The organism is Pseudomonas sp. MWU16-30316 (assembly GCF_020515645.1).
In the GTDB taxonomy this organism is placed as follows: domain Bacteria; phylum Pseudomonadota; class Gammaproteobacteria; order Pseudomonadales; family Pseudomonadaceae; genus Aquipseudomonas; species Aquipseudomonas cerasi.
This window is the reverse complement of the sequence record NZ_JAIZAZ010000005.1, coordinates 154,211-174,005: the sequence shown is the minus strand read 5'-3', so window position 1 is coordinate 174,005 and position 19,795 is coordinate 154,211. Positions and strand designations below refer to the sequence as shown.

Genomic DNA, 19,795 nt, shown 5'->3' with positions numbered 1-19,795 from the left:
ATTCTCTCGGGCGTGCGTGGGGTAAGATGCGTTTTTTGATCCCCACGGAAGCCTTTTGATGAGCAAACCCGGGCAGACCGTCCTTGTTGCGTTGCGCAAGATGATTGCATCAGGCGAGCTGGCTGCCGGCGAGCGTCTGATGGAGGTGCCGACTGCCGAGCTGTTCGGCGTTTCGCGCATGCCGGTGCGCATGGCGTTCCGGACGCTGGAGCAGGAGGGGCTGCTGGTGCCCTTTGGCGGGCGTGGTTTTCAGGTGCGCTCGATCAGCCCGATGGAAATCGCCGGCGCGGTGGATGTCCGCGGTGTCCTTGAGGGGCTTGCCGCGCGGCAGATGGCCGAGCGCGGCCTGACCCAGGAGGCGCGCGACGAGCTGGAGGCCTGTCTGGTACAGGGTGACGCGCTGTTCGAAAAGGGCCATGTCACTGAAGATGACCTTGAGGTCTATCACGACATGAACATGCGCCTGCATCGAGTGATCGTCGAGGGCAGCGGCAATCGCGCCATTGCCGATGCACTGTCACGCAACGACCATCTGCCTTTTGCCTCGGTAACCGCGCTGGCCGTGGATCGCGATAACCTGATTCGCGAATACCGGCGGTTCAATTTCGCCCACATGCAGCATCACGCCGTCGTGGATGCGCTGGTCAACGGGCAGGGCGCTCGCGCCGAGGCCATCATGCGCGAGCATGCCAATGCCACTTTGCGCTATGCAGAAATCTTCGGCACCGGGCAGAACGAGCGCATGAAAGTCATTCAGCGCCCGGACTGATCAGATGTCGAGCACCAGCACGGGCGTCTTGGAACGTGAGCAGCAGGGCGTGAACTGATTGTTGAGCGCCTGCTCGTCTTCGGTCAGAAACAGATCGCGATGATCCGGAATGCCTTTCAACACCCGCGTCAGGCAGGTGCCACACACACCTTGCTCACACGACAGCGGAATATCGATACCGTGGCTTTCGAGCACCTGAGCGACCGTTTTATTGGCCGGAATGGCAATGACCTGGCCGGTACTGGCGATCTCGATTGAAAAGCTGCCATCGTTGCTGGTGTCGACCGGCTCTGCGGAGAAGTACTCGCGGTGCAGAGTGTCCTCGGACCAGCCAGCGGCCCGCGCGCTGTCGAGGATGTATTGCATGAAACCGCCCGGCCCGCACACGTACAGGTGGGTATCGGGCTGTGGGCGGGCGAGTACTTTGCCAGCCTCCAGCGCAGTGTCCGGCTGTTCATCGAAGTGCAGCGTGATGCGCTCGGCAAATGCCGAATGCTTCAGGCGCTCGATAAAGGCGCCGCGCTCGGCGGAACGCACGCAGTAATGCAGCTCGAAATCGGCAGCCTCCAGCGCAAGTTGTTCGGCCATGCAGAGGATGGGCGTGATGCCGATACCGCCGGCGAACAGCAGCGTGCGCCGGCTGTTTTCAGCCAGCGGGAACAGGTTGCGCGGTTCACTGATGCGCAACTGTGCGCCAGTCTGAATCTGTTGATGCAGGCTACGCGAGCCACCACGCGAAGCCGGGTCGTTGAGGACGCCGATCAGGTAGCGGTGACGCTCGTTCGGGGCATTGCACAGCGAGTACTGACGAATCAGCCCGTCAGGCAGGTGTACGTCAATGTGCGCGCCTGCGGTGAACGGCGGCAACAGCGCTCCGTCTGCCCGCACCAGTTCAAAGCTGCAGATGTCCAGCGCTTCATCGTTGCGTGATAACACCGTCACGTCGATCATGTCAGGTCCTCGGGTGACCGCGGCACGGGTCACTTCTGATTGTTTTCTTGGTGTTTCGACGGGCAATGGCCGGTCATTTCGTCGCCATCACGGGAATCTGCTCGCCGCGACCGGCCTGCTCGGCAGCGATCAGGCGCTCCAGGATCTTGCGTGACTGCACGCCACCGGCGTCGATATTGAGCTTGAGCAGGCTGCGATGCGGGTGCGTGAGCAGGTTCTGTTGCTGGCGTTCAAGCATTTCCAGGTCTTCGGTGAAGATCTTGCCCTGGCCTTCACGGATGCTGGCGGTCAGCTCTGCATCAGCGGGATTGAAGTTGCGCGCCATGCCCCAGAAGTACCAGATGGAGGTGTCGGTCTCGGGGGTGATGAAGTCGACGACGATGCTCGACGCCTTGAACTCTTTGGGCGCGTGATAGCCGCCTTTGCCTGCATGGGCTACGCCGACTTCGATCAGCACATGGCTGGGCGGCGTGAAGCGGCAGATCTGCCAGCGATCGACCGGCACGTCATCGGCCAGGTTGTTGCCACGCAGTGCCATCTGCCAGAACGGCGGCGGCATGATGTTTTCCATGTGCCGGGCGGTGACCACTTCCTCGCCTTCGACCGTTGTGACGGGCGCTGCCTCGTCGATTTCCTTCTGGCCGATGCTTGACGCATGCACATAGGTTTCGTGGGTGAGGTCCATCAGGTTGTCGATCATCAGGCGGTAATCGCACTGGATATGAAACAGCCCGCCGCCGTAGGCCCAGTCGTCGCTGACTGCCCATTCCAGATGGTGGATGAGTGCCGGGTCGGCCTTTTCCCGGTCACCGGGCCAGACCCAGATGAAGCCGTAGCGCTCGACCGCTGCGAAGGTCTTGTTGCAAGGGAAGCCGCGAACACGCTGGCCGGGCATTGAAACAGTCTTGCCGTCGCCGCCCATGACCAGTCCGTGATAACCACACACCAGCTGGCCGTTCTCGACATAACCCAGCGAGAGCGGGGCGCCGCGATGCGGGCAGAAGTCTTCGACGGCAATGACCTGCTGGTCCTGGTCGCGATAGAACACCATCTTTTCGTTGCAGATCTGCCGTCCCAGAGGCTTGTCGGCGACTTCATCCGCTGTACAGGCGACGTACCACGCATTTTTCGGGTGCATGATGGTTCTCCACGGTTCGATTATTGATCTTATGGATCCACAGAATGAATCATGTTGTTTCCTCGCGATTATTAATGCCACAGGATCGAGATTAATCCAATGATTAATTTAGTTAGCTATTATTTAATGGATCCACAGAGATTGATCAGCCGGAGCCGGATACCAGCAGCGCCGCTCGCAGGCGCGGCGCGAGTGCTTCCAGCAGGGTCTGCACAGAACGCAGGGCGCGGCAGTCGGGGCGGGTCAGCAGCCACAGGTCAGTGCGGCATCCTTCCAGAGGACCGCTCAGGCGTTCGACCGCACCCAGGCCCTCGACCGTGAAACCGGTCAGCGCCGCCACGCCCAGGCCGGCAGCGACCAACTGCGACACAGCCGACATGTTGCTGCAGCGGTAGCTCGGTAATACCCCTGGAAACGCCTGTTTGCGCCAGATCACCGAGGTGTGGTCGGGCATCGAGTCGTCCGGGCTGATCCAGGGGATCGAGGCCGGGTTTTGCGTCAGGGCTTCGCGGTATTCGGGGCGACCGCAGACAAAGTAGTCGGCACTGCCCAGGCAGCGCCCGATCAGGTGCTCGGGAGGCGTATTGGTCAGGCGCAGGGCGATGTCGGCATCGCGACGGCTGAGGTTGGCAAAGGCGTTGGAGGTGGCCAGCTCCAGCGTAAGCGCAGGGTACTGCGGCATGAAGTCCGCCAGCGCGGGCAACAGCAGGCTGTGCAGTACCGCATCGGTACAGGTCAGGCGCACCGTGCCGCTGACGACTTGTTCGCCCTGCTGCAAAGCGATGCGCGCAGCGGCAAGCGCCTGTTCGGCACGCTCGGCCTGTTCGGCCATGGCCTGAGCGGTATCGGTCGGTACGTACCCGCGCCGGTTCTTTTCAAACAGCGCGGCACCAAGGGCGGCTTCCAAACGACGGATCGAGCGAAACACGGTCGATACATCAACCTGCAACAGGTCGGCGGCACGGGCGAGGGTGCGGCCGCGAACCAGGGCGAGCACCAATGAAAGGTCGGCGTGGGTGATTTCATATTGCATTGGTGCATTGTTCCTTTGCCTGAATGCCTATGTTTGTTGCGCGGATGACTATCCTAGACTGGTTTCATTCCCGCTGGATAGCGTCCGGTAATCGGCGCTGACCATTCAGATTTCACACAGGATTCAACCTATGTCGCGACCTCCCTTGATTGGTGTCACCGCCTGCCGTCAGCAGTTGGGCAAGTACTCTTCTCACACCGCAGGCGACAAGTACGTCGAGGCCGCAGCCTTCGCGGGCATGCCGGTAATCCTGCCTGCGCTCGAGGTGCCCACCGAGCCTGCGCAACTGCTTGCGTCACTGGATGGCCTGTTGTTTACCGGCTCGCCGTCCAACGTCGAGCCGCGTCACTACAATGGGCCGGCGAGCGTGGAGGGCACCGCCCATGACGTCTTCCGGGATCGCACAACTTTGCCATTGCTCAGGGCTGCCATTGCTAAGGGGGTGCCGGTGTTGTGCATTTGCCGCGGCTTTCAGGAACTGAATGTCGCGCTGGGCGGCAGCCTGCATCAGCGTGTCCAGGAGCTGCCCGGCTATCTGGATCATCGCGAGCCGCAAAGCGAGGTGCTGGCGGTGCAGTACGCGCCAAAGCATGCCGTGCAGGTACAGCCTGGCAGTTTGCTCGACTCGCTGGGGCTGGCACCGGGGTTCGAGGTCAACAGCCTGCACAGTCAGGGTATCGATCGCATGGCGTCGGACCTGTGCGCGGAAGCATTGGCCCCCGACGGTCTGGTCGAAGCGGTGTCCATGCCTGGTGCGCCAGGCTTTGTGCTGGGCGTGCAGTGGCACCCGGAATGGGCGTTCATGGACAACCCCGTGTCGCTCAGCCTGTTCAAGGCCTTTCGCGAGGCCTGCCAGAGGTATGCGCGCAGCAGTCGCTAGAGCGATGAGCTGCTGAGTGTTGTGGGCAAACGTGATTTAATATCCGGCTTGATGGCTTCGGGTGATGGACGATCCATTGCACCGGGGCGCTGCCTCATTCACCGGATATCTTTCACATAAGGCCACTATGGATACGGGAGCACGACTCAAACTGGTGCGTGAAAGCTACAAGCTGTCACAGCGTGAGCTCGCCAGACGCAGTGGTGTGACCAATGCCACGATTTCCCTCATCGAACAAAATCGTGTCAGTCCTTCCATCAGCTCGCTGAAAAAGCTGCTTGAAGGGATTCCCATGACGCTGGCGGATTTCTTCACGTTCGATCAGCCTCCGGGTCAGGATCAGTACGTGTTTCGAGCCGGTGATCAACCCGATCTTGGGCGCAACGGTGCCCGCCTGCTGCTGGTCGGCGCGACGTTGCCAAGCCGGCAGATGCGCTTTCTGCGTGAGCAGTACGCGCCGGGCGCCGACTCGGGCGATGAACCCATCGTCCACAGCGAAGGTGAGGAGTGCGGTCTGGTGACGCGCGGCACCGTGGAGCTGACCATCGATGGGCAGGTCAACATTCTCGGTCCGGGTGACGGCTATTACTTCCCGACCACCTTGCCGCATCGCTTCCGCAACATCGGCCAGGACGAAGCGGAGATCATCAGCGCCAACACCCCGGCCAACTTCTAGGTGCCGATAGCCAACGATGCCTTGCGCCTAACGAAGGCTCCAGGAAATACCGGCATAAATCCCCATCCCGTCGCCGGGTGTCGAGCGTGCGATGTCTTTGCCGTTGTCGTCATAGCCGGGTGTCACGGTGCTGGCGTAACGCTGGTTAGTCAGATTGCGCAGGTCCAGCCAGGTCTGCCAGTCTTCGCCGGGTGACGCGTAGCCCAGTGTGGCGCCCAGTAAGGTGTACTGATCGGCGTAAAACGAGTTGGCGTAATCGACCGCGATCCTCGACGCGTGCTCAGTGTTGAGTGCTACGTAAACGCCGACAGGATGGCTGTAGCGCAGCTCGGCCTGATAGTAATGCCGGGGGATACCCGGCAGCGCGTTGGCGCCGAAGCGGTCGTCGTTACGGTAGTGAAAGTCGCTGAACGTGTAGGCCTGGCGTAAATCGACCTTGCCCGCAGCGCCTCCCTGCCACAGCGGGCTGTCCAGGCTGAGTTCGATACCGGTGTGGATGGTCGGGCTGGCGTTGGACTCGGCAATGACTTGCGAGCCTGTCGCGCTGGCTGCCTGGGTTTCGACACTGAGCAGTTCATGTCTGACCTGCGAGTAATACCACCCTGCGGTCCAGTCGCCTGCTGCGCTATTACCCTTGCCGCCGAGCTCCAGCGTAGTCGCAGTCTGATTTTCAAGTTTGACGCCAATACTCTGCAGGCCGGTCGCCGCACCGCTGCCTGCTGGGAAGAAATGGTTGGAACCCCAGATCATTGACCAGGCGTGCGGCGGCTCGACCGAGCGACTCAGATTGCCGTAAAGCTGCAATTGCGGCGTGAAGTCGTAGCGCAGGCCCAGCCGGGTGGCATAGTCCCAGGCGTGAGTGCTGACGGCCTGTTGGGTTGCGGGGTAGGTGACCTCTGTTTCGCGACGGGTATAGAGGGCGGCAACGCCCGTTGTCAGCCACAGGTCCGGTACCAGCTCCAGATCATTGCTCAGGTGCAGCACGCTGTCCGAGCCCAGGTAGCTGTAATCCCGGGTTCTGGTCCCTGGCGCATAGCCTGCGGTGTTGCCGGCAGGCACGCGGACGAATTCCGATGCGCCGTTGTCAGGCAGCCCCTTGGTGGTTCGCAGTCCCAGCGTGGTCGTGCTCTGATGGCCAGACACGGTGTCCTGGCGTATGTAATTGAGCGTGCCGCTGATATCGGTGTAAGCGACTTTCAGGCGATTGGTGCCCTCGCGCAGGTCCATGGGGTAATCGTGATAGACCAGACCCGTTTCGAGGCGTGAGCTTTCATCCAGATAAACAGTGGTCTTGTTGCCGAGCCAGGTGCTGCCGGGTTGCAGGCGTTTTGAGTCGCGCGTACGGTTGAGCGCATTGGCCGTCTGTGGATCATGGCGGATCTGCTCGCGGGTCAGTCTGCCCGGCGAGTCGTTGTCGGTTTCCCGGTAACGAAAGAAGAAGCGGGTTTCCAGATTCGGGCTGAACCGGTAACCGACGTTGGCTGCGATACCCTGGCTACCGCCGGCACTCTGGTCCTGGAAGCCGTTGTAGCTTGAGTCGGTCACGCTGACGTAATAGTCCAGATCGCCCAACACCTGTCCCGAGCTGATCTGCCGTTTCGAGTAACCGTGGCTTCCTGCTTCGTAGCGCAACTGCAGCCTGGGCGCGTCATAACCGGTGTGGGTGACATAGTTGACCGCGCCACCCAGCGCCAGCGAGCCCAGTTCAAAGCCATTGGCACCGCGTCTCACTTCTACGTGGCTCAGCCATAACGGCTCCTTGAGTTCGTAGGGCGTACCGCCGGGGCCGGTCAGCGGCAAGCCGTCGAGCATTTCGAACAGCCCGGAGGCATGCGCGCCAGGCGCCCGGTTCAGGCCCGAACCACGAATCGAGATTTTTGCCCCCTCACTGTTGGCGGCCTTGGCGTAGATGCCGGGCTGGTACTTGAACACGTCTTCATTGTTGGCGACCCGTCCTTGCTCGACGGTGTTCATATCGACAATGTTAGTACCGCCCGGAACTTCCCGTAACGCGTCGCGTGCGATTTGCGCCGGGCTGTCGATACGTGAGCCGTCCACTTCGATGTTGGACAGGCTGACAACATCAGCCTCGGCGACACAGGTAAAAGCAAGAGCCGTACTGAAACCGAACAATTGCAGGGTCAGGTTCAAGGGGGAAAGCAGAAACGGTGGGTGGTACTGCAAGTGCATACGCCTTGTGGTTCACGGCCAGCGTCAACTGCCAGCCCTGCGTGCTCTGGAAAAGGGACAGGTGTTCGATGCCTGATGTGTGACTGGCGTCACTAAACCGGTGAGAGAACAGTCGATGCCGGGCGATATTTTCAGGCTGTTCAATGCTCTAACTGAATATAATTTGCTTTTTGTCTGCTCAGCGAGAACCCTTTCAGGCTTCGCCAGTCCTAGCCATTAGAGAGAGCATTCGCACTAGCCCAATAAACAGTCGTGGAGTTTCTGGAGTGTCGGAAAATAAAGCCCGAGTCGACAATGCGGCGACGGGAGATATCAAGCATCAGGGAAAGGATATCTTTTTCGCAGCGGTAGAAACGACACGGATGCCGATGATCGTGACGGACCCCAATCGCCCGGACAACCCCATCATTTTTGCCAACCGTGCATTTCTGGAAATGACCGGTTATGCGTCAGAAGAAATCATCGGTAGCAACTGCCGGTTTCTTCAAGGGCCGGACACTGATCGGGCGGTGGTGAAATCCATTCGCGATGCAATCGATGAACGCGTCGATATCTCCACTGAAATTCTCAACTACCGTAAGGACGGTTCAACGTTCTGGAATGCCCTGTTTATTTCTCCGGTGTATAACGACGCGGGTGACCTGATCTATTTCTTTGCGTCGCAGCTGGACATCAGCCGCCGTCGAGATGCCGAAGAGGCATTGCGTCAGGCACAGAAGATGGAGGCCCTGGGGCAGCTTACCGGTGGCATCGCGCACGACTTCAATAACCTGCTGCAAGTGATGGGCGGTTATATCGACTTGATCGGCAGTGCGGCAGAGAAACCCTCCATTGACGTGCAGCGTGTCCAGCGCAGTGTTCATCACGCCAAGTCTGCTGTTGAACGCGCCAGCACATTGACCAAGCAATTGCTGGCGTTTGCCCGCAAACAGAAGCTGCAGGGGCGAGTCCTCAATCTCAATGGCCTGGTCTCCACGACAGAGCCGTTGATCGAGCGTACTTTTGGACCGGAAGTGGTGATCGAAACCGATCTGGATCCGGCACTGAAAAACTGCCGCATTGATCCGACCCAGGCAGAAGTTGCCTTGCTGAACATTTTCATCAACGCCCGGGACGCGCTGATTGGCAGGCCCAACCCCAAGATATTCATCGAAACCCGCAATCTGGTCGTCGATGAGCTGGCCAATATGTCCTATGACGGTCTGTTGCCGGGGCGTTATGTTTCTATTGCGGTGACGGACAATGGCATCGGCATGCCCGCGAGTATCCGTGATCGGGTAATGGACCCGTTTTTTACCACCAAGGAAGAAGGCAAGGGTTCCGGGCTCGGTCTTTCGATGGTCTACGGCTTTGCCAAACAGTCGGGCGGCGCGGCGCGTATTTATACCGAAGAAGGTGTCGGTACTACGCTGCGCTTGTATTTCCCGGTAGACGAGGCGGTACTGAGTAAAAACGATCCGCCGAAAGCTTCGGAAAGGCGCATTGGCAGCTCCGAGCGGATTCTGATCGTGGAAGACCGTCCTGACGTGGCCGAACTGGCGAAGATGGTGCTGGATGATTACGGCTATGTGTCGGAAATCGTCCTCAACGCCCGTGAGGCACTGAAGCGCTTCGAGGCCGGCAGCACGTATGACCTGTTGTTCACCGACCTGATCATGCCGGGCGGCATGAACGGGGTAATGCTCGCGCGGGAAGTCAGGCGCAGGTACCCCAAGGTCAAGGTGCTGCTGACCACCGGCTACGCTGAGAGCTCGATCGAGCGAACCGACATTGGCGGCTCAGAGTTTGAGGTGGTGTCCAAGCCCTGTATGCCGCAGGACCTCGCCAGGAAGGTCAGGCAGGTTCTTGACGGTCCTAACGGTATCGCCTGACGGCACTGGCGATGCACCTGCGAAGGCCTGACTGTTCTCAGTCGGGCCTTCATGCTTTTTGGCGCACAGTGTACGGCGCTGTCTTTATTACGATACCTGCGCGCATTCCTGCAGAGTTGCGTATATCCAGTGAGTATCGACAGTTAAAAGTTGGCAACAGGTTAATTCTCGTCCGTTATTAGCAGACGTCAGACAACTTCAATAATTAGAGCAAACAGCCTAATGAAACGGTACGTGTGTAAAGCGCTTGGAGCATCGGGCGAAGGTTACGTTCCGTTGCTGTGCGTCATTAAAAATACTGTTCTATTATGCTTTGTACAGCCTGAAAAAAAGTCTATAAAAGTTTTAAACTTCTTGAACGTCGCCTGGGTCATTGATGGGTACGTCACACATTTGTGTGTTCACTGCCAATGACTCAAAGGACTATGACTATGATTCGCGACGACCGTATCGCCCCAGGTGCCCCTGTGTACCACGAAACTCATGCAGCGGCTCCGCTGCTTAAACGAATCTCCTGGAGTGCGATTCTGGCCGGTGTCGTTCTGGCCATGGTTGTGTCGCTGTTGCTGAACCTGCTGGGTACGGCAATCGGAAGTGCCAGTATCGATCCCATGCAGGAAGCCAATCCACTGTCCGGTATGGGTACGGGCGCAGGTATCTGGGTCGTTGTAAGCTCGGTGATCTCGCTGTTCGTCGGCGGCTGGGCCGCGGGACGTCTCGCGCAGCGCGAAGGCGCGTTTCATGGCCTGCTGGTGTGGGCGACTGTATCGCTTATCACTGTTTATCTGGTCTCCAGCGCAGTGACCGGCGTCGTACGCGGTGGCCTCAATCTGGCAGGCAGCGGCATGTCGGCCCTGGGCAGCGGTATCGCACAGGTGGCTCCGGCCGTTGGCAGCAAGATTCAGGATCAATTGCGCGCTCAGGGCATTGATTTCAATCTGGACGATATCCAGGGCGAAATCGAAACGGCCATGCGGCAGACCGGCAAGCCCGAGCTGAACCCGGACAACGTCAAGCAGGAAGCTCAAGCGACTCAGCAGGATGCGCAGAATACTGCCAAGCAGAGCGCACAGAATCCTCAGCAAGCTGACGAGCAATTGAGCGGTCTGATGGATCGCATCAAAGCCAAAGGCGACCAGGCTTGGGATGCGGCTGATCGTCAGGCGCTGGTCAATCTGATCAAGGCGCGTGGCAACAAGACTGATGCCGAAGCCAATCAGATCGTCGATCAGGCTCAGGCCAGCTATCGTCAGGCGTATGCCAAGTATCAGGAACTGAAAGCTCAGGCAGAACAGAAAGCCCGTGAAGCAGCTGAAGTCACTGCCAAGCGCGTTTCGCAAGGTGCCTGGATTCTGCTTATCACTCTGGTGATCTCGGGTCTGGTAGCAGCGGGCGCCGGTGTACTGGGTCGTCGTACTCAGCCGCCAGCCAAAGTTGTCGCTGCGATCTGAACCAACGCAACAAGACTGGACTGAAGTATCAGACGGGGAGCGTTGATCGCTCCCCGTTTTTATTTCAGCCATTCGATATCGTGTCAGTGCCGATCCGCTTCGACAACACGTTGGTAAAGTCCATCCCTCAATTTTTTACCTTATCATCGTGCGGCTCTACAGCTTGCGTAACAGTGCAACTTTCAAAGAGCAAATACTCTAACAGCCTGCGGCGGGATATATATTCAATCTCAACGGTGGCACCTGTGCCATTGATGTTGCCAAGTCTATATTCACTGGGTTTTAAGGGTTGTTACTGTGAAGGTGTCCCGGTGGAATATCGGGTCGGGCTTTGGCTGTTCGGCAGTGGGCTCAGGCTGGGTGAATTCGGCACTTAGCAAGTACGCTTGTGAGCGTGCAGAATCAAACGTCATGTTGTGCGCCCACAAACGGGTGCTGACACTTCCTTTGGTCCGATACTGCCCGTCCGGGTCACGTGCCACCACGGTCAGACTGGCATCTGCACCACTGGGTATCAACAGGCGATCGTTTTGGCGGTCGTACGCCATGCTGTTGACAGCGCGGGTGGTGGGCAATGCTGCGAGGCGTTTGCCGGTCATCAAGTCGGCAATAATTAACTGAGGGCTTGCGCCACGACAGGCAATGAACAGACGTTGTCGCGATTCATCGGCGGCGACCGCGCTGGGTTTGTTGCAGCCCTCGAACGTCCAGTACTGATGTTTCTCCAGCAGTTGGCCTGAAAGAACGGCCACTTGATTCTCGTCACGCATCGGCACTATCAGCGTGCCGTCGCCGAGGATGATCGGCGCGTCGAGTTTCTGTGCCGGAACCTGCCGGGAACCCACGAGTGCGTCGGTACGTGTGTCGATGAAATACAGTGTGGAGTGGTCGCCGCGACGGCCGCTGGTAACGATCACTCGCTGATGCCCGGGATCGTAGATGACATTGTTCAGGTTGCCTGAGTCCAGTTTGAGCCGGTTTTGTACGGTCATGCGGTCCAGCGCGACGATGCCTAATGTACCGTCCATGTTGGCGACATAGGCGTGATTGTGCTCAGGTGCAAAGGCAACGGCATTGGCACCGGTCGAGTTGTCCAGGGTCTTGATCAAAACCTGCCGTTCGACGTCGAACACGGATAAACCGTTCTCGCGGCGTGCGATGTACAAATGAGGCTGTGCCGGCTGCAATGCCGCGAACCCCCAACTGTAGCCAGCGCCTGGCAGCACGGTTGCTGCGCGGGTGGTGTACAGCAGCGAGTCATCCGCCTGAACCGAAAGAGGTGCCAGCAGCGTGAACACACTGGCAAAAATCTGTAATCCCGTCACCTTGAGCCACCTGATCAACGACATCATCGGCTTAAAACTCCAGAGTGGTGGAAAGAATGAACTGCCGCGCATCACCAACGGACACGAAGTAACGGTTGGCGCTGGAGGTGTAATACGTGCGGTCAAACAGGTTCTTGACGTTGAACTGAATGTTGAGCTTGTGCTCATCGACTTTTATATCGTAAGACGCGAAGGCATCCGCCACGGTGTAGGCGGGCAGTTCGAATGAGTTGGCAGAGTCTCCCGGGCGCTCTCCGACGTAATGTGCGCCAGCGCCGGTGCGCAAGCGGTCACCGCCGCCGATAATGCTGCCCCAGTCGTATACCGCAGACACTGCCGCTGTGCGCCGGGCGACGTTCCACAGCTCGTTGCCCTTGTAGAGCGGGTCCTTGGTGATCTTCGCATCCAGTAGTGCAAAGCTGCTGATCACGCTCCAGCGATCGGTCAATTCTCCAGCCACGTCCAGTTCTATGCCTCGCGAGCGGGCTTCTCCGGATGTCCGCCAGTCGGTGAGCTTGGTCGCATCGTTGAACTGGGAGACCAGAATGTTTTTCTTGCGAATATCGAAGACCGCTGCGGTAGCCGTAATGCGTCCCGGAATGTCCAGTTTGGCACCCAGTTCGTAGGACCTGGCTTGCTCAGGCAGCACGGCAGAGTCAATGACCACGCCACTGCTTAACGGCGCAATGGTTGAGCTGGGTTTCAGTGATTGCGTGTAGCTGCCGTAGAACGACAGCACATCGTTGTATTTGTAGACGACGCCACCGCGCGGCAGCCATTTCTGCCCATTGATATTGGTGTTTGCCACAAAGGGGCGACCGCGTCCGGCTATTTGATCGTAGGTTTGGTAGCGCGCACCGGCCACCAGAATCCACTGTTCGTTGAGGTGGAACGAGTCCTGAGCAAATAACGAGGTGGCGCGCAGTTTATCGGTCTGGTCACTGTCGCTGGCCGATACGGTGCTGGACGGGGATTCCCGGCCATAGACAGGGTTCAGATAATTGAAGCTGGACCGCGCTGTTTGACGCAGCAGGTCCGAGCGGAAGATTTTGCGTTTCTCATCATCGACGCCAACCTGCAAGTCATTCTGGAAGCCTGCGATCTGAAAGGTGCCTTCCAGGTCGGCAATTGCAAAACTGTCGGCGCTCACAGCACCATGGGTTGCATCGTTACTGCGCGTCACTGCGCCCGTGGCGGCATTGATGGCATTGATCCGCAATTGGTTGGCATCGTAGGTTTCACGGTTCCAGCTGTAGCCGAAATGAGATTTCCAGTTGTCGTTGAACTGATGGTCGACGCTCAGTTGCGTGAGGTCCGAGCGACCTTCCATTTCATTGAACGGTTCGTCCAGGCGCCGTGTTCTGGGAATATCCAGCGGGTGGTTGGTACGCGGGTCCAGTGCCGTTCCGCGGTCGAAAGGGTAAAGAAATTCCCTGTGCTCATATGAAAGCACCACTTGTGTCGTGTCGCCGTACCAGGCAAGCGATGGCGCGACCAGAGATTCGCGATGGGTGCCGAAATTACGCCAGTAATCCTCGTCTTCATAATCCACCACCATGCGATAAGCCAGACGGCTGTCGCCCAGCCCGCCGGTGCTGTCAAAGCTGCCACCGCTACCGTCGCGGCCATGCGCATAGGCGGAGGCGCGACCACTGATTGCGTTGTAGCTCTCCAGCTGCGGGCGTTTACTGACGACGTTGACTACGCCACCTGGGTCCATGATGCCGTAAAGCAGCGATGCCGGACCTTTGAGCACTTCCACGCTGTCAGCAGTAGCGCTCAGACCACGTCCCTGAACGATGGGCATTCCGTTGTGCATGATCGAACCGTCGCGATTGCCGCCAAAGCCACGCTTCATCAAGGTGTCTTGCGTCGCCGCCAGGGTGTTGCCCTGAGTGATGCCACTGGTATTGGCCAGCGCATCGTCCAGATTGCGCGGCTTCTGATCGCGCAGAACTTGTGCAGAGACTACGTTCACGACCTGGGGCACTTCCAGCGTCGACCTGTCGCTGTGCAGGATCGAACTCGTACCGGTTGGCTGGTAGCTGGTACTGCGATCGGAGTTGGCTTCAACCTGTATCGCGCGCAACTCCATCGACTCTGAGGCAACCAGCGTGTAGCTGCCGTTGCTTTGCTGCGCGGCAAAGATGCCGCTGCCTGCGAGCAATGCGGTCAGTCCTTCAGTGACCGAGTAGTTGCCGTCAAGGCCCGGTCCGACCTTGCCGTCGGTATACGCCGCATTTCCGGCCAACTCGATACCTGCCTGCTGGGCAAAACGGACGAGTTGCCCGGTGAGTGGGCCTTTCTCGATGCTGAACCGGTGAGTCAATGCGCTTGCATCGGTGGCAGAGGCGGTTGAGACCCACGATGCACTTACACCGCCCACCGTCAATGGAATGATCATGGCCAGCGGCGTCAGGCTGAGATAAAACGGGCGTCGTTTATGGAAATGCATAGTGCTGGCGTCCACGCTGATGAAAGGAAAAAATATTGGCTTTCATCTACACCGGACGAGCAGGGCAAAAGGGGAACCACCGCGTGCAAAAAAAATCAGGACCGCGCAATTATGCCCGCGCCTCGACAGTGACCCACCAGGGCAGCGTGCGCTTGATCGCCACGGGCAGTACCGACGCGAGGGCAGCCAGTGCCCTGTCTGTATCTTTGATGGAAAAGGTGCCGACCACTCGCAGCCCTGCAATCTTCTCGTCACAAGCAAGGTAGCCATGCCGGTAGCGGGACAGTTCATTGACGAACTGCAGGAGCGGCATACCTTCAGCGACCAGAATGCCGGAGGTCCACGCGCGGCCAGAGGCAGGAGCGGGTTGTGGGCCGTCGAGTCGATCCCCATAAAGGGTTATCTGCTGCCCGGCATGTACATCGCAGCTTTGATCGGCTGCCATGACCGACACCTCGCCTGAATAGACCGTGATGCAGGTGGCGTCATCATTCAGCAGCCGTGCACTGAATTCTGCGCCGTATGCCTGCGCTTTTCCATTAAGGGTCTTTACCTGCGTCCGCTTATTCCGCGAGCGGATAGCGTCGATCAACACTTCGCCTTTCAGCAGTTGCAACGCTTGAACATCAGGGGAGGCCGTAACGTTCAATGCGCTGGCGGTGTTGAGCCAGATTCGGGTGCCGTCAGCCAGCGTGAACTCTCGTGTTTCGCCCGTTGAGGTGGATAAATCGGCCCGAATCGAAGCAAACAGCGAGCCGTTCTCACCGTTGTTCAGCAGGTGCCAGCCCAATGCCCCGCCCAGTGCGAGAACGCCCATTGAAAGAAGGGTCTGACGGCGGCTCATCGATGAAGAGCTGGTGGACTGTAGAACCTTGTAAGCGCCATTTCTTTCTAGCGGATCCTGAAACTGGGCGAAGCGTCCACCTATCTTCTCCACCAGTGCCCAGGCCTTGCGGTGTTCCTCGTTCTGGCTCAGCCAATTCTGCCACTTGCGTCGCTCGGAATCGCCAGCATCCTCTGCACCCAGACGCGCATACCATGCCGCAGCTTGCTGGAGAACATCATAATGATCACTGCGAGGACTGTTCATGGTCAACACCCATCGGCACGTGCGGACAGTTCACGCACCATGCACTGATACATGACCTGTGCCATGTACTTTTTCACCATGCGCTCGCTGGTGCCAATCTGTTCGGCAATCTCGCGGTAAGTGTTGCCTGACAGTTGCGCCAGCAAAAAGGCGGTTCGCGCCTTGTGCGGCAAGTCACGCAGCATGGCGTCGATTTCATGCAGTGTCTCGAGAAGAATGGTGACGTACTCGGGGGAGGGGTGTAGGTTCTCGGGCCTGTTTGCCAGCTCTGTCAGCCATGCCTGCTCGATCTGCCCCCGGCGCCATTGATCGATGCACAGGCCACGTGCAACGGTACATAGGAACGACCGCGCTTCACCGGGCAGCATGAATACTCGTGGCTTGAGCAACAGGCGCAGGAAGGTATCGTGAGTCAGGTCCGCTACGTCGGCAGTGTTGAACGAGTTGCCAAAGCGCCGGGTCAGCCAATGACGTAGCCAGCCGGAGTGCTGTGCATAAAGGTCGTCGATGCGGGTCTGATCAGGAGCGCTTGAGCAGGTCATGAGAAAGCAGTCGTTCCGAAGTTATAGAGAATCATACGCATACAATAAACAATCTCATTGATAAAGCACAGAACAAGCGTGCCAATTGTCTTGTTGACTGACGTATGCCCTGCTTGCGTGTTCTGGCGTTGCCGCTCAATACGCTCGCCGCACGTGGGCAGGCGCTGTCGCAGATTCTGATCCTGCGTGCTATACCGATAAGCTATCGTCGATTTGAACCGGTTGCGTAAAGTGTCCAGCGTCGCGATATCCCGCCTGTGCGTGACGCACAAACGTATCGTTTTGGTAAGCCATGAATATAAAAACCAACCTAAGACGCCGCATTGTGGTGGTGTTTGCGCTGATGAGCGCATTTGTGGCGGCCATGTTTGGCATCGGTATTTACATGACCGAGCACTTCGTTGAATCCAGGCTCATTACCATTGATCTTGAAAACGATCTGCACCGTCTCTTGAATGCGCAAAGTACCAATGAGTGGAGTCATCGGCCTGAGCGCGAGGAATTGTTCTACGTCGAAGAAGGCGCAGGCGATTTGGCTGTTCCGCAGGATCTGGAATATCTGCATCCGGGGTTTCAGGAAATCACCCGTCAGGGCAAGGAGTATTATGCGCTGGTGAGTACCGTCGCCGACCGTCGCTATGTGTTGTTGCGAGATCAAAGTGGTTTCGAAAAGCGCGAAAGGATGTTGCTGGCCATTGTATTTGTCGGTTTTGTGCTCAGCGTGCTGCTTGCCGTGTTGCTTGGGCGTGTGCTCGCCACACGCGTCATCGCTCCGGTCGCGCGTTTGTCGCGTCAGGTTCGACACCGTGATCAACTGTTGTCTATTGCGCCGCCGTTGTCTCCGGACTATGCCGATGATGAAGTGGGTGAGCTGGCTGTTTCTTTTGACCATACGCTCGGGCAATTGCGAGCGGCACTGGGCCGAGAGAAGTTGTTTACCAGTGATGTCAGTCACGAGTTGCGTACCCCTTTGATGGTACTTGCCTCGTCCAGTGAGTTACTGCTTGAGAGCCCCTGCCTGGATGAGTTGGGGCGAGCGAAAGTCTTGCGTATCACGCAGGCGACGTCCGACATGCGCCAGCTCGTTGAAACATTTCTCATGCTGGCCAGGGACAATGGAGCCCATGCGCGCAATGGTCTCCGGGCAACCGTACATGAAGTGGCGTGCGAGCTGATTGAGGTATGGCGAACGCCGATAGAAAAAAAAGGGCTGGAGTTGATGTTCAGTCCTGGCGCGAACGCAGGTGCGTCTTACAACGCGACCCTGTTGCATTCGGTAATGGGGAATCTGCTGCGTAATGCCTGGCATTACACCGATACGGGGTATATCAAGCTGTCGCTGTTCAAGACCGGGTTTTGTGTAGAGGACAGCGGCTCGGGTATTTCCGACGACACGCAGAATGCGTTGTCCCGACCCTTCGTACGGGGTGAGGAACAACGTGGTGAAGGGCTGGGAGTAGGGCTGTCACTGGTTAATCGGATCTGTGCCTATCAGCGATGGCAGGTGACATCAAGCAACCTGCCTGGCGGTTGCATCTTCCGTGTGGAACTGCAACCGCAGGATGCGGACAGCGAGCCCGTCAGAGTCAGTTGAGTGGTTTATGCGGGGTGGTTTCAATCGGTTGCGCCAACTGCCGCCAGCCATAAAAGGCGAGCGCGGTAAGCAGCGCACTGAGCCAGACAATCACACCAGCCCAGAATGTGTGGGACATGAAATGCCAGCCCTGAACAACTCGTGTGGTGCCGTAGATTGCACCCAGTACGGTCGATGCGTAGAGGATTGCCTTGGCATGGCGCCAGCAGTAACGGCGTGCAACGAAATACAGTGCCACCATGGTAAATCCCCCCGAAGCATGGCCTCCTGGCCAGCAACGACCTGCACCTGCTTCATGGAACAGGCTGAAGTTTTCGAACCACTCCTTTTTCTCCATTGTGCCGCCATACAGAGTGGTTTCCACAGGGCAGTAAATGCTCGTGTGACTTTTGAAAAAGTGGATCATGCCGGTGATCACCGCGAAAGAGACCACGATAAATAGCAGGTCGCGACGGTGACGAGCAGTGAAGCGTAACAATGGGGCTACCCGAGCAGTTTCCAGCAAGCCAATCATTCGGTCATTGCGCCCGGGCTTCAGCAGTGGCCATATAAAGGACAGCAACAGCCCGATCACTGCGGCTTCTCCCGTCCAGTCGGGAATGATCCTGGGCCAGCGGTGGGTCAAATTTTCAAATAGGCGGTCATGCTCAAACGGAAATACCTGAAGCGGGTAGTAAAGCCAGTTGCTGATCGCTTCGTCGAGCGAAGTAAGATCAAAAACGAAAAAGGTCAGCAGCGCTATTGCCACCGGCACGCCGAAGTTCCAAGCATAGAATCTTGATTTTTCGCTTTGCACTCTTTTTTATTCCATAGTCATTTGCGTGGCTTGAGAGTTCAGGTCGATGTGCCCAAGTCTTCTGCGAGGCAGAATATACGTAGCGGCCTGTTCAATTCCTAGCAGGACTTTCATGAAAACCGTTTCATTCAGCTTTGGCATTTTTTTCACATGTCATTGACCCGACGATGACCTGTCCTTGATCAAGCTGGCGGCCTTAAAGGACAGAGTCAGCGTGTTCGGTTGTCCATTGAACAGGCAGGCATGCGGGGCAACTTGATGAAAAGTTATGGTAAATCCGCGTTCAGGGCATCTTCGCTTCTGGGCGGCAGGGTAAATGTTGTTCTGATGGCGGCCGCCATTGTGATTTCTTTGCTTGTGTTGACGGGTTACACCTATTGGCCGCGCTCGCCAGTTCGGCTTGTTCAGGGCGAGAATCTGGCCATGTCCGGTTTGTATGCCAGCTGGAAGAAAGGTGATGTGATGGTACTGGTTCGCCACGGCGAACGCTGCGACCGCTCCAGCAACGAGTGCCTTGGTGCAAACGACGGCATCACTCGCTACGGCAGTTCCGTTTCGACAGATGTCGGCCGGTCGTTCAGCGAACTCGGGCTTGCACACACCGATGTAATAACCAGCCCTTTGACCCGCACCGCCCAGACCGCACAAGCCATGTTTGGCCATCCGATGGAGGCCCAGGAATGGTTGTACAACTGTGATGAGAAGATGCTGAATGAAGTCATGGCGCACAAGTCTCTGAATCGAAATCTGATTCTGGTGACGCACAGCGGTTGTATTGGTCAGTTGGAAAGCCTGCATGGGTATCCTCATGCAGCCACCAGCGAGTACGACAGTGCGCTTTTCATTTCGCTCGACAGCCAGGGTAAACATGTTATCCGGGGAATTATAAACCCGGAGGACTGGACGCAACTGGCGCAGCAGAAAAGCCGCTGAGTTGCCAGGTACGCAGTGAAACTTAGTAGTGACTGAGGGCGGCGCATCGAAGAGGGTCTGCTCGGATAGAGGGCAAGTCGTGGCTTGCCCTCTATAGGCGG

General features: G+C 57.8%; 16 protein-coding genes. 7 read left to right on the top strand and 9 right to left on the bottom strand.

What is annotated here, in order from left to right; all coding sequences use genetic code 11:
- Window positions 1–58 precede the first annotated feature (58 nt).
- Window positions 59–769, top strand: a complete 711-nt coding sequence (locus LCH65_RS17515) for a GntR family transcriptional regulator (RefSeq protein ID WP_003435349.1) — start codon at window positions 59–61, stop codon at window positions 767–769.
- On the opposite strand, the gene LCH65_RS17510 is transcribed toward LCH65_RS17515, so the two are convergent.
- From LCH65_RS17510 to LCH65_RS17500, 3 genes are all read right to left on the bottom strand, one after another.
- On the bottom strand, window positions 770–1,720 hold the full coding sequence (locus LCH65_RS17510) for a PDR/VanB family oxidoreductase (RefSeq protein ID WP_226439677.1): 951 nt from the start codon (window positions 1,718–1,720) through the stop codon (window positions 770–772).
- A 73-nt stretch (window positions 1,721–1,793) separates the two neighbouring features.
- Window positions 1,794–2,858, bottom strand: a complete 1,065-nt coding sequence (locus LCH65_RS17505; RefSeq protein ID WP_003370890.1) for an aromatic ring-hydroxylating dioxygenase subunit alpha — start codon at window positions 2,856–2,858, stop codon at window positions 1,794–1,796.
- Between the two features lie 145 nt (window positions 2,859–3,003).
- Window positions 3,004–3,891 carry a LysR family transcriptional regulator gene (locus tag LCH65_RS17500; RefSeq protein ID WP_058396900.1) on the bottom strand — a complete coding sequence of 296 codons (888 nt, stop codon included), beginning with the start codon at window positions 3,889–3,891 and terminating at the stop codon, window positions 3,004–3,006.
- 130 nt (window positions 3,892–4,021) lie between these two features.
- Here LCH65_RS17500 and LCH65_RS17495 point away from each other — a divergent pair, with 130 nt between their 5' ends.
- Both LCH65_RS17495 and LCH65_RS17490 read left to right on the top strand, forming a co-directional pair.
- A complete protein-coding gene (locus LCH65_RS17495; protein ID WP_226439676.1) occupies window positions 4,022–4,771 on the top strand; it encodes a gamma-glutamyl-gamma-aminobutyrate hydrolase family protein in 750 nt (249 codons plus the stop codon).
- A gap of 127 nt (window positions 4,772–4,898) precedes the next feature.
- The gene (locus LCH65_RS17490) at window positions 4,899–5,447 is read left to right on the top strand and encodes a cupin domain-containing protein (RefSeq protein ID WP_003344936.1); all 549 of its coding nucleotides are present in this window, start codon (window positions 4,899–4,901) and stop codon (window positions 5,445–5,447) included.
- 27 nt (window positions 5,448–5,474) lie between these two features.
- Here LCH65_RS17490 and LCH65_RS17485 read toward each other — a convergent pair whose 3' ends face one another.
- Complete coding sequence (locus tag LCH65_RS17485; protein WP_226439675.1) at window positions 5,475–7,637, bottom strand: TonB-dependent receptor; 2,163 nt, start codon at window positions 7,635–7,637, stop codon at window positions 5,475–5,477.
- A gap of 266 nt (window positions 7,638–7,903) precedes the next feature.
- Between LCH65_RS17485 and LCH65_RS17480 the strand changes: the two genes are divergently transcribed.
- Window positions 7,904–9,508 carry a hybrid sensor histidine kinase/response regulator gene (locus LCH65_RS17480; protein ID WP_044308042.1) on the top strand — a complete coding sequence of 535 codons (1,605 nt, stop codon included), beginning with the start codon at window positions 7,904–7,906 and terminating at the stop codon, window positions 9,506–9,508.
- Window positions 9,509–9,939: 431 nt separating this feature from the next.
- Window positions 9,940–10,959 carry a hypothetical protein gene (locus LCH65_RS17475; protein ID WP_054080941.1) on the top strand — a complete coding sequence of 340 codons (1,020 nt, stop codon included), beginning with the start codon at window positions 9,940–9,942 and terminating at the stop codon, window positions 10,957–10,959.
- Between the two features lie 272 nt (window positions 10,960–11,231).
- Here LCH65_RS17475 and LCH65_RS17470 read toward each other — a convergent pair whose 3' ends face one another.
- The 4 genes from LCH65_RS17470 to LCH65_RS17455 form a co-directional block, all read right to left on the bottom strand.
- The gene (locus LCH65_RS17470; RefSeq protein WP_058416500.1) at window positions 11,232–12,311 is read right to left on the bottom strand and encodes a hypothetical protein; all 1,080 of its coding nucleotides are present in this window, start codon (window positions 12,309–12,311) and stop codon (window positions 11,232–11,234) included.
- A 4-nt stretch (window positions 12,312–12,315) separates the two neighbouring features.
- Complete coding sequence (locus tag LCH65_RS17465) at window positions 12,316–14,739, bottom strand: TonB-dependent receptor (RefSeq protein ID WP_096128488.1); 2,424 nt, start codon at window positions 14,737–14,739, stop codon at window positions 12,316–12,318.
- 109 nt (window positions 14,740–14,848) lie between these two features.
- Window positions 14,849–15,829 carry a FecR domain-containing protein gene (locus LCH65_RS17460; protein WP_054080938.1) on the bottom strand — a complete coding sequence of 327 codons (981 nt, stop codon included), beginning with the start codon at window positions 15,827–15,829 and terminating at the stop codon, window positions 14,849–14,851.
- Window positions 15,830–15,831: 2 nt separating this feature from the next.
- Window positions 15,832–16,371, bottom strand: coding sequence for a sigma-70 family RNA polymerase sigma factor (locus LCH65_RS17455; protein ID WP_003370913.1), 540 nt, complete (start codon window positions 16,369–16,371; stop codon window positions 15,832–15,834).
- Window positions 16,372–16,663: 292 nt separating this feature from the next.
- Here LCH65_RS17455 and LCH65_RS17450 point away from each other — a divergent pair, with 292 nt between their 5' ends.
- Complete coding sequence (locus tag LCH65_RS17450; RefSeq protein ID WP_226439674.1) at window positions 16,664–17,965, top strand: HAMP domain-containing sensor histidine kinase; 1,302 nt, start codon at window positions 16,664–16,666, stop codon at window positions 17,963–17,965.
- Here the strand turns inward: LCH65_RS17450 and LCH65_RS17445 are convergent.
- The gene (locus tag LCH65_RS17445; RefSeq protein ID WP_003370920.1) at window positions 17,958–18,761 is read right to left on the bottom strand and encodes a phosphatase PAP2 family protein; all 804 of its coding nucleotides are present in this window, start codon (window positions 18,759–18,761) and stop codon (window positions 17,958–17,960) included. The genes LCH65_RS17450 and LCH65_RS17445 overlap by 8 nt on opposite strands.
- A 258-nt stretch (window positions 18,762–19,019) precedes the next feature.
- Between LCH65_RS17445 and LCH65_RS17440 the strand changes: the two genes are divergently transcribed.
- Window positions 19,020–19,694 carry a histidine phosphatase family protein gene (locus LCH65_RS17440; RefSeq protein WP_226439673.1) on the top strand — a complete coding sequence of 225 codons (675 nt, stop codon included), beginning with the start codon at window positions 19,020–19,022 and terminating at the stop codon, window positions 19,692–19,694.
- The last annotated feature ends 101 nt before the right edge of the window (window positions 19,695–19,795 follow it).

What these genes read in the sequence shown, in the direction of transcription:
- LCH65_RS17515 (WP_003435349.1), top strand. Translation starts at nt 59, where the DNA reads ATGAGCAAACCCGGGCAGACCGTCCTTGTTGCGTTGCGCAAGATGATT.
- LCH65_RS17510 (WP_226439677.1), bottom strand. Translation starts at nt 1,720, where the DNA reads ATGATCGACGTGACGGTGTTATCACGCAACGATGAAGCGCTGGACATC.
- LCH65_RS17505 (WP_003370890.1), bottom strand. Translation starts at nt 2,858, where the DNA reads ATGCACCCGAAAAATGCGTGGTACGTCGCCTGTACAGCGGATGAAGTC.
- LCH65_RS17500 (WP_058396900.1), bottom strand. Translation starts at nt 3,891, where the DNA reads ATGCAATATGAAATCACCCACGCCGACCTTTCATTGGTGCTCGCCCTG.
- LCH65_RS17495 (WP_226439676.1), top strand. Translation starts at nt 4,022, where the DNA reads ATGTCGCGACCTCCCTTGATTGGTGTCACCGCCTGCCGTCAGCAGTTG.
- LCH65_RS17490 (WP_003344936.1), top strand. Translation starts at nt 4,899, where the DNA reads ATGGATACGGGAGCACGACTCAAACTGGTGCGTGAAAGCTACAAGCTG.
- LCH65_RS17485 (WP_226439675.1), bottom strand. Translation starts at nt 7,637, where the DNA reads ATGCACTTGCAGTACCACCCACCGTTTCTGCTTTCCCCCTTGAACCTG.
- LCH65_RS17475 (WP_054080941.1), top strand. Translation starts at nt 9,940, where the DNA reads ATGATTCGCGACGACCGTATCGCCCCAGGTGCCCCTGTGTACCACGAA.
- LCH65_RS17470 (WP_058416500.1), bottom strand. Translation starts at nt 12,311, where the DNA reads ATGATGTCGTTGATCAGGTGGCTCAAGGTGACGGGATTACAGATTTTT.
- LCH65_RS17465 (WP_096128488.1), bottom strand. Translation starts at nt 14,739, where the DNA reads ATGCATTTCCATAAACGACGCCCGTTTTATCTCAGCCTGACGCCGCTG.
- LCH65_RS17460 (WP_054080938.1), bottom strand. Translation starts at nt 15,829, where the DNA reads ATGAACAGTCCTCGCAGTGATCATTATGATGTTCTCCAGCAAGCTGCG.
- LCH65_RS17455 (WP_003370913.1), bottom strand. Translation starts at nt 16,371, where the DNA reads ATGACCTGCTCAAGCGCTCCTGATCAGACCCGCATCGACGACCTTTAT.
- LCH65_RS17450 (WP_226439674.1), top strand. Translation starts at nt 16,664, where the DNA reads ATGAATATAAAAACCAACCTAAGACGCCGCATTGTGGTGGTGTTTGCG.
- LCH65_RS17440 (WP_226439673.1), top strand. Translation starts at nt 19,020, where the DNA reads ATGAAAAGTTATGGTAAATCCGCGTTCAGGGCATCTTCGCTTCTGGGC.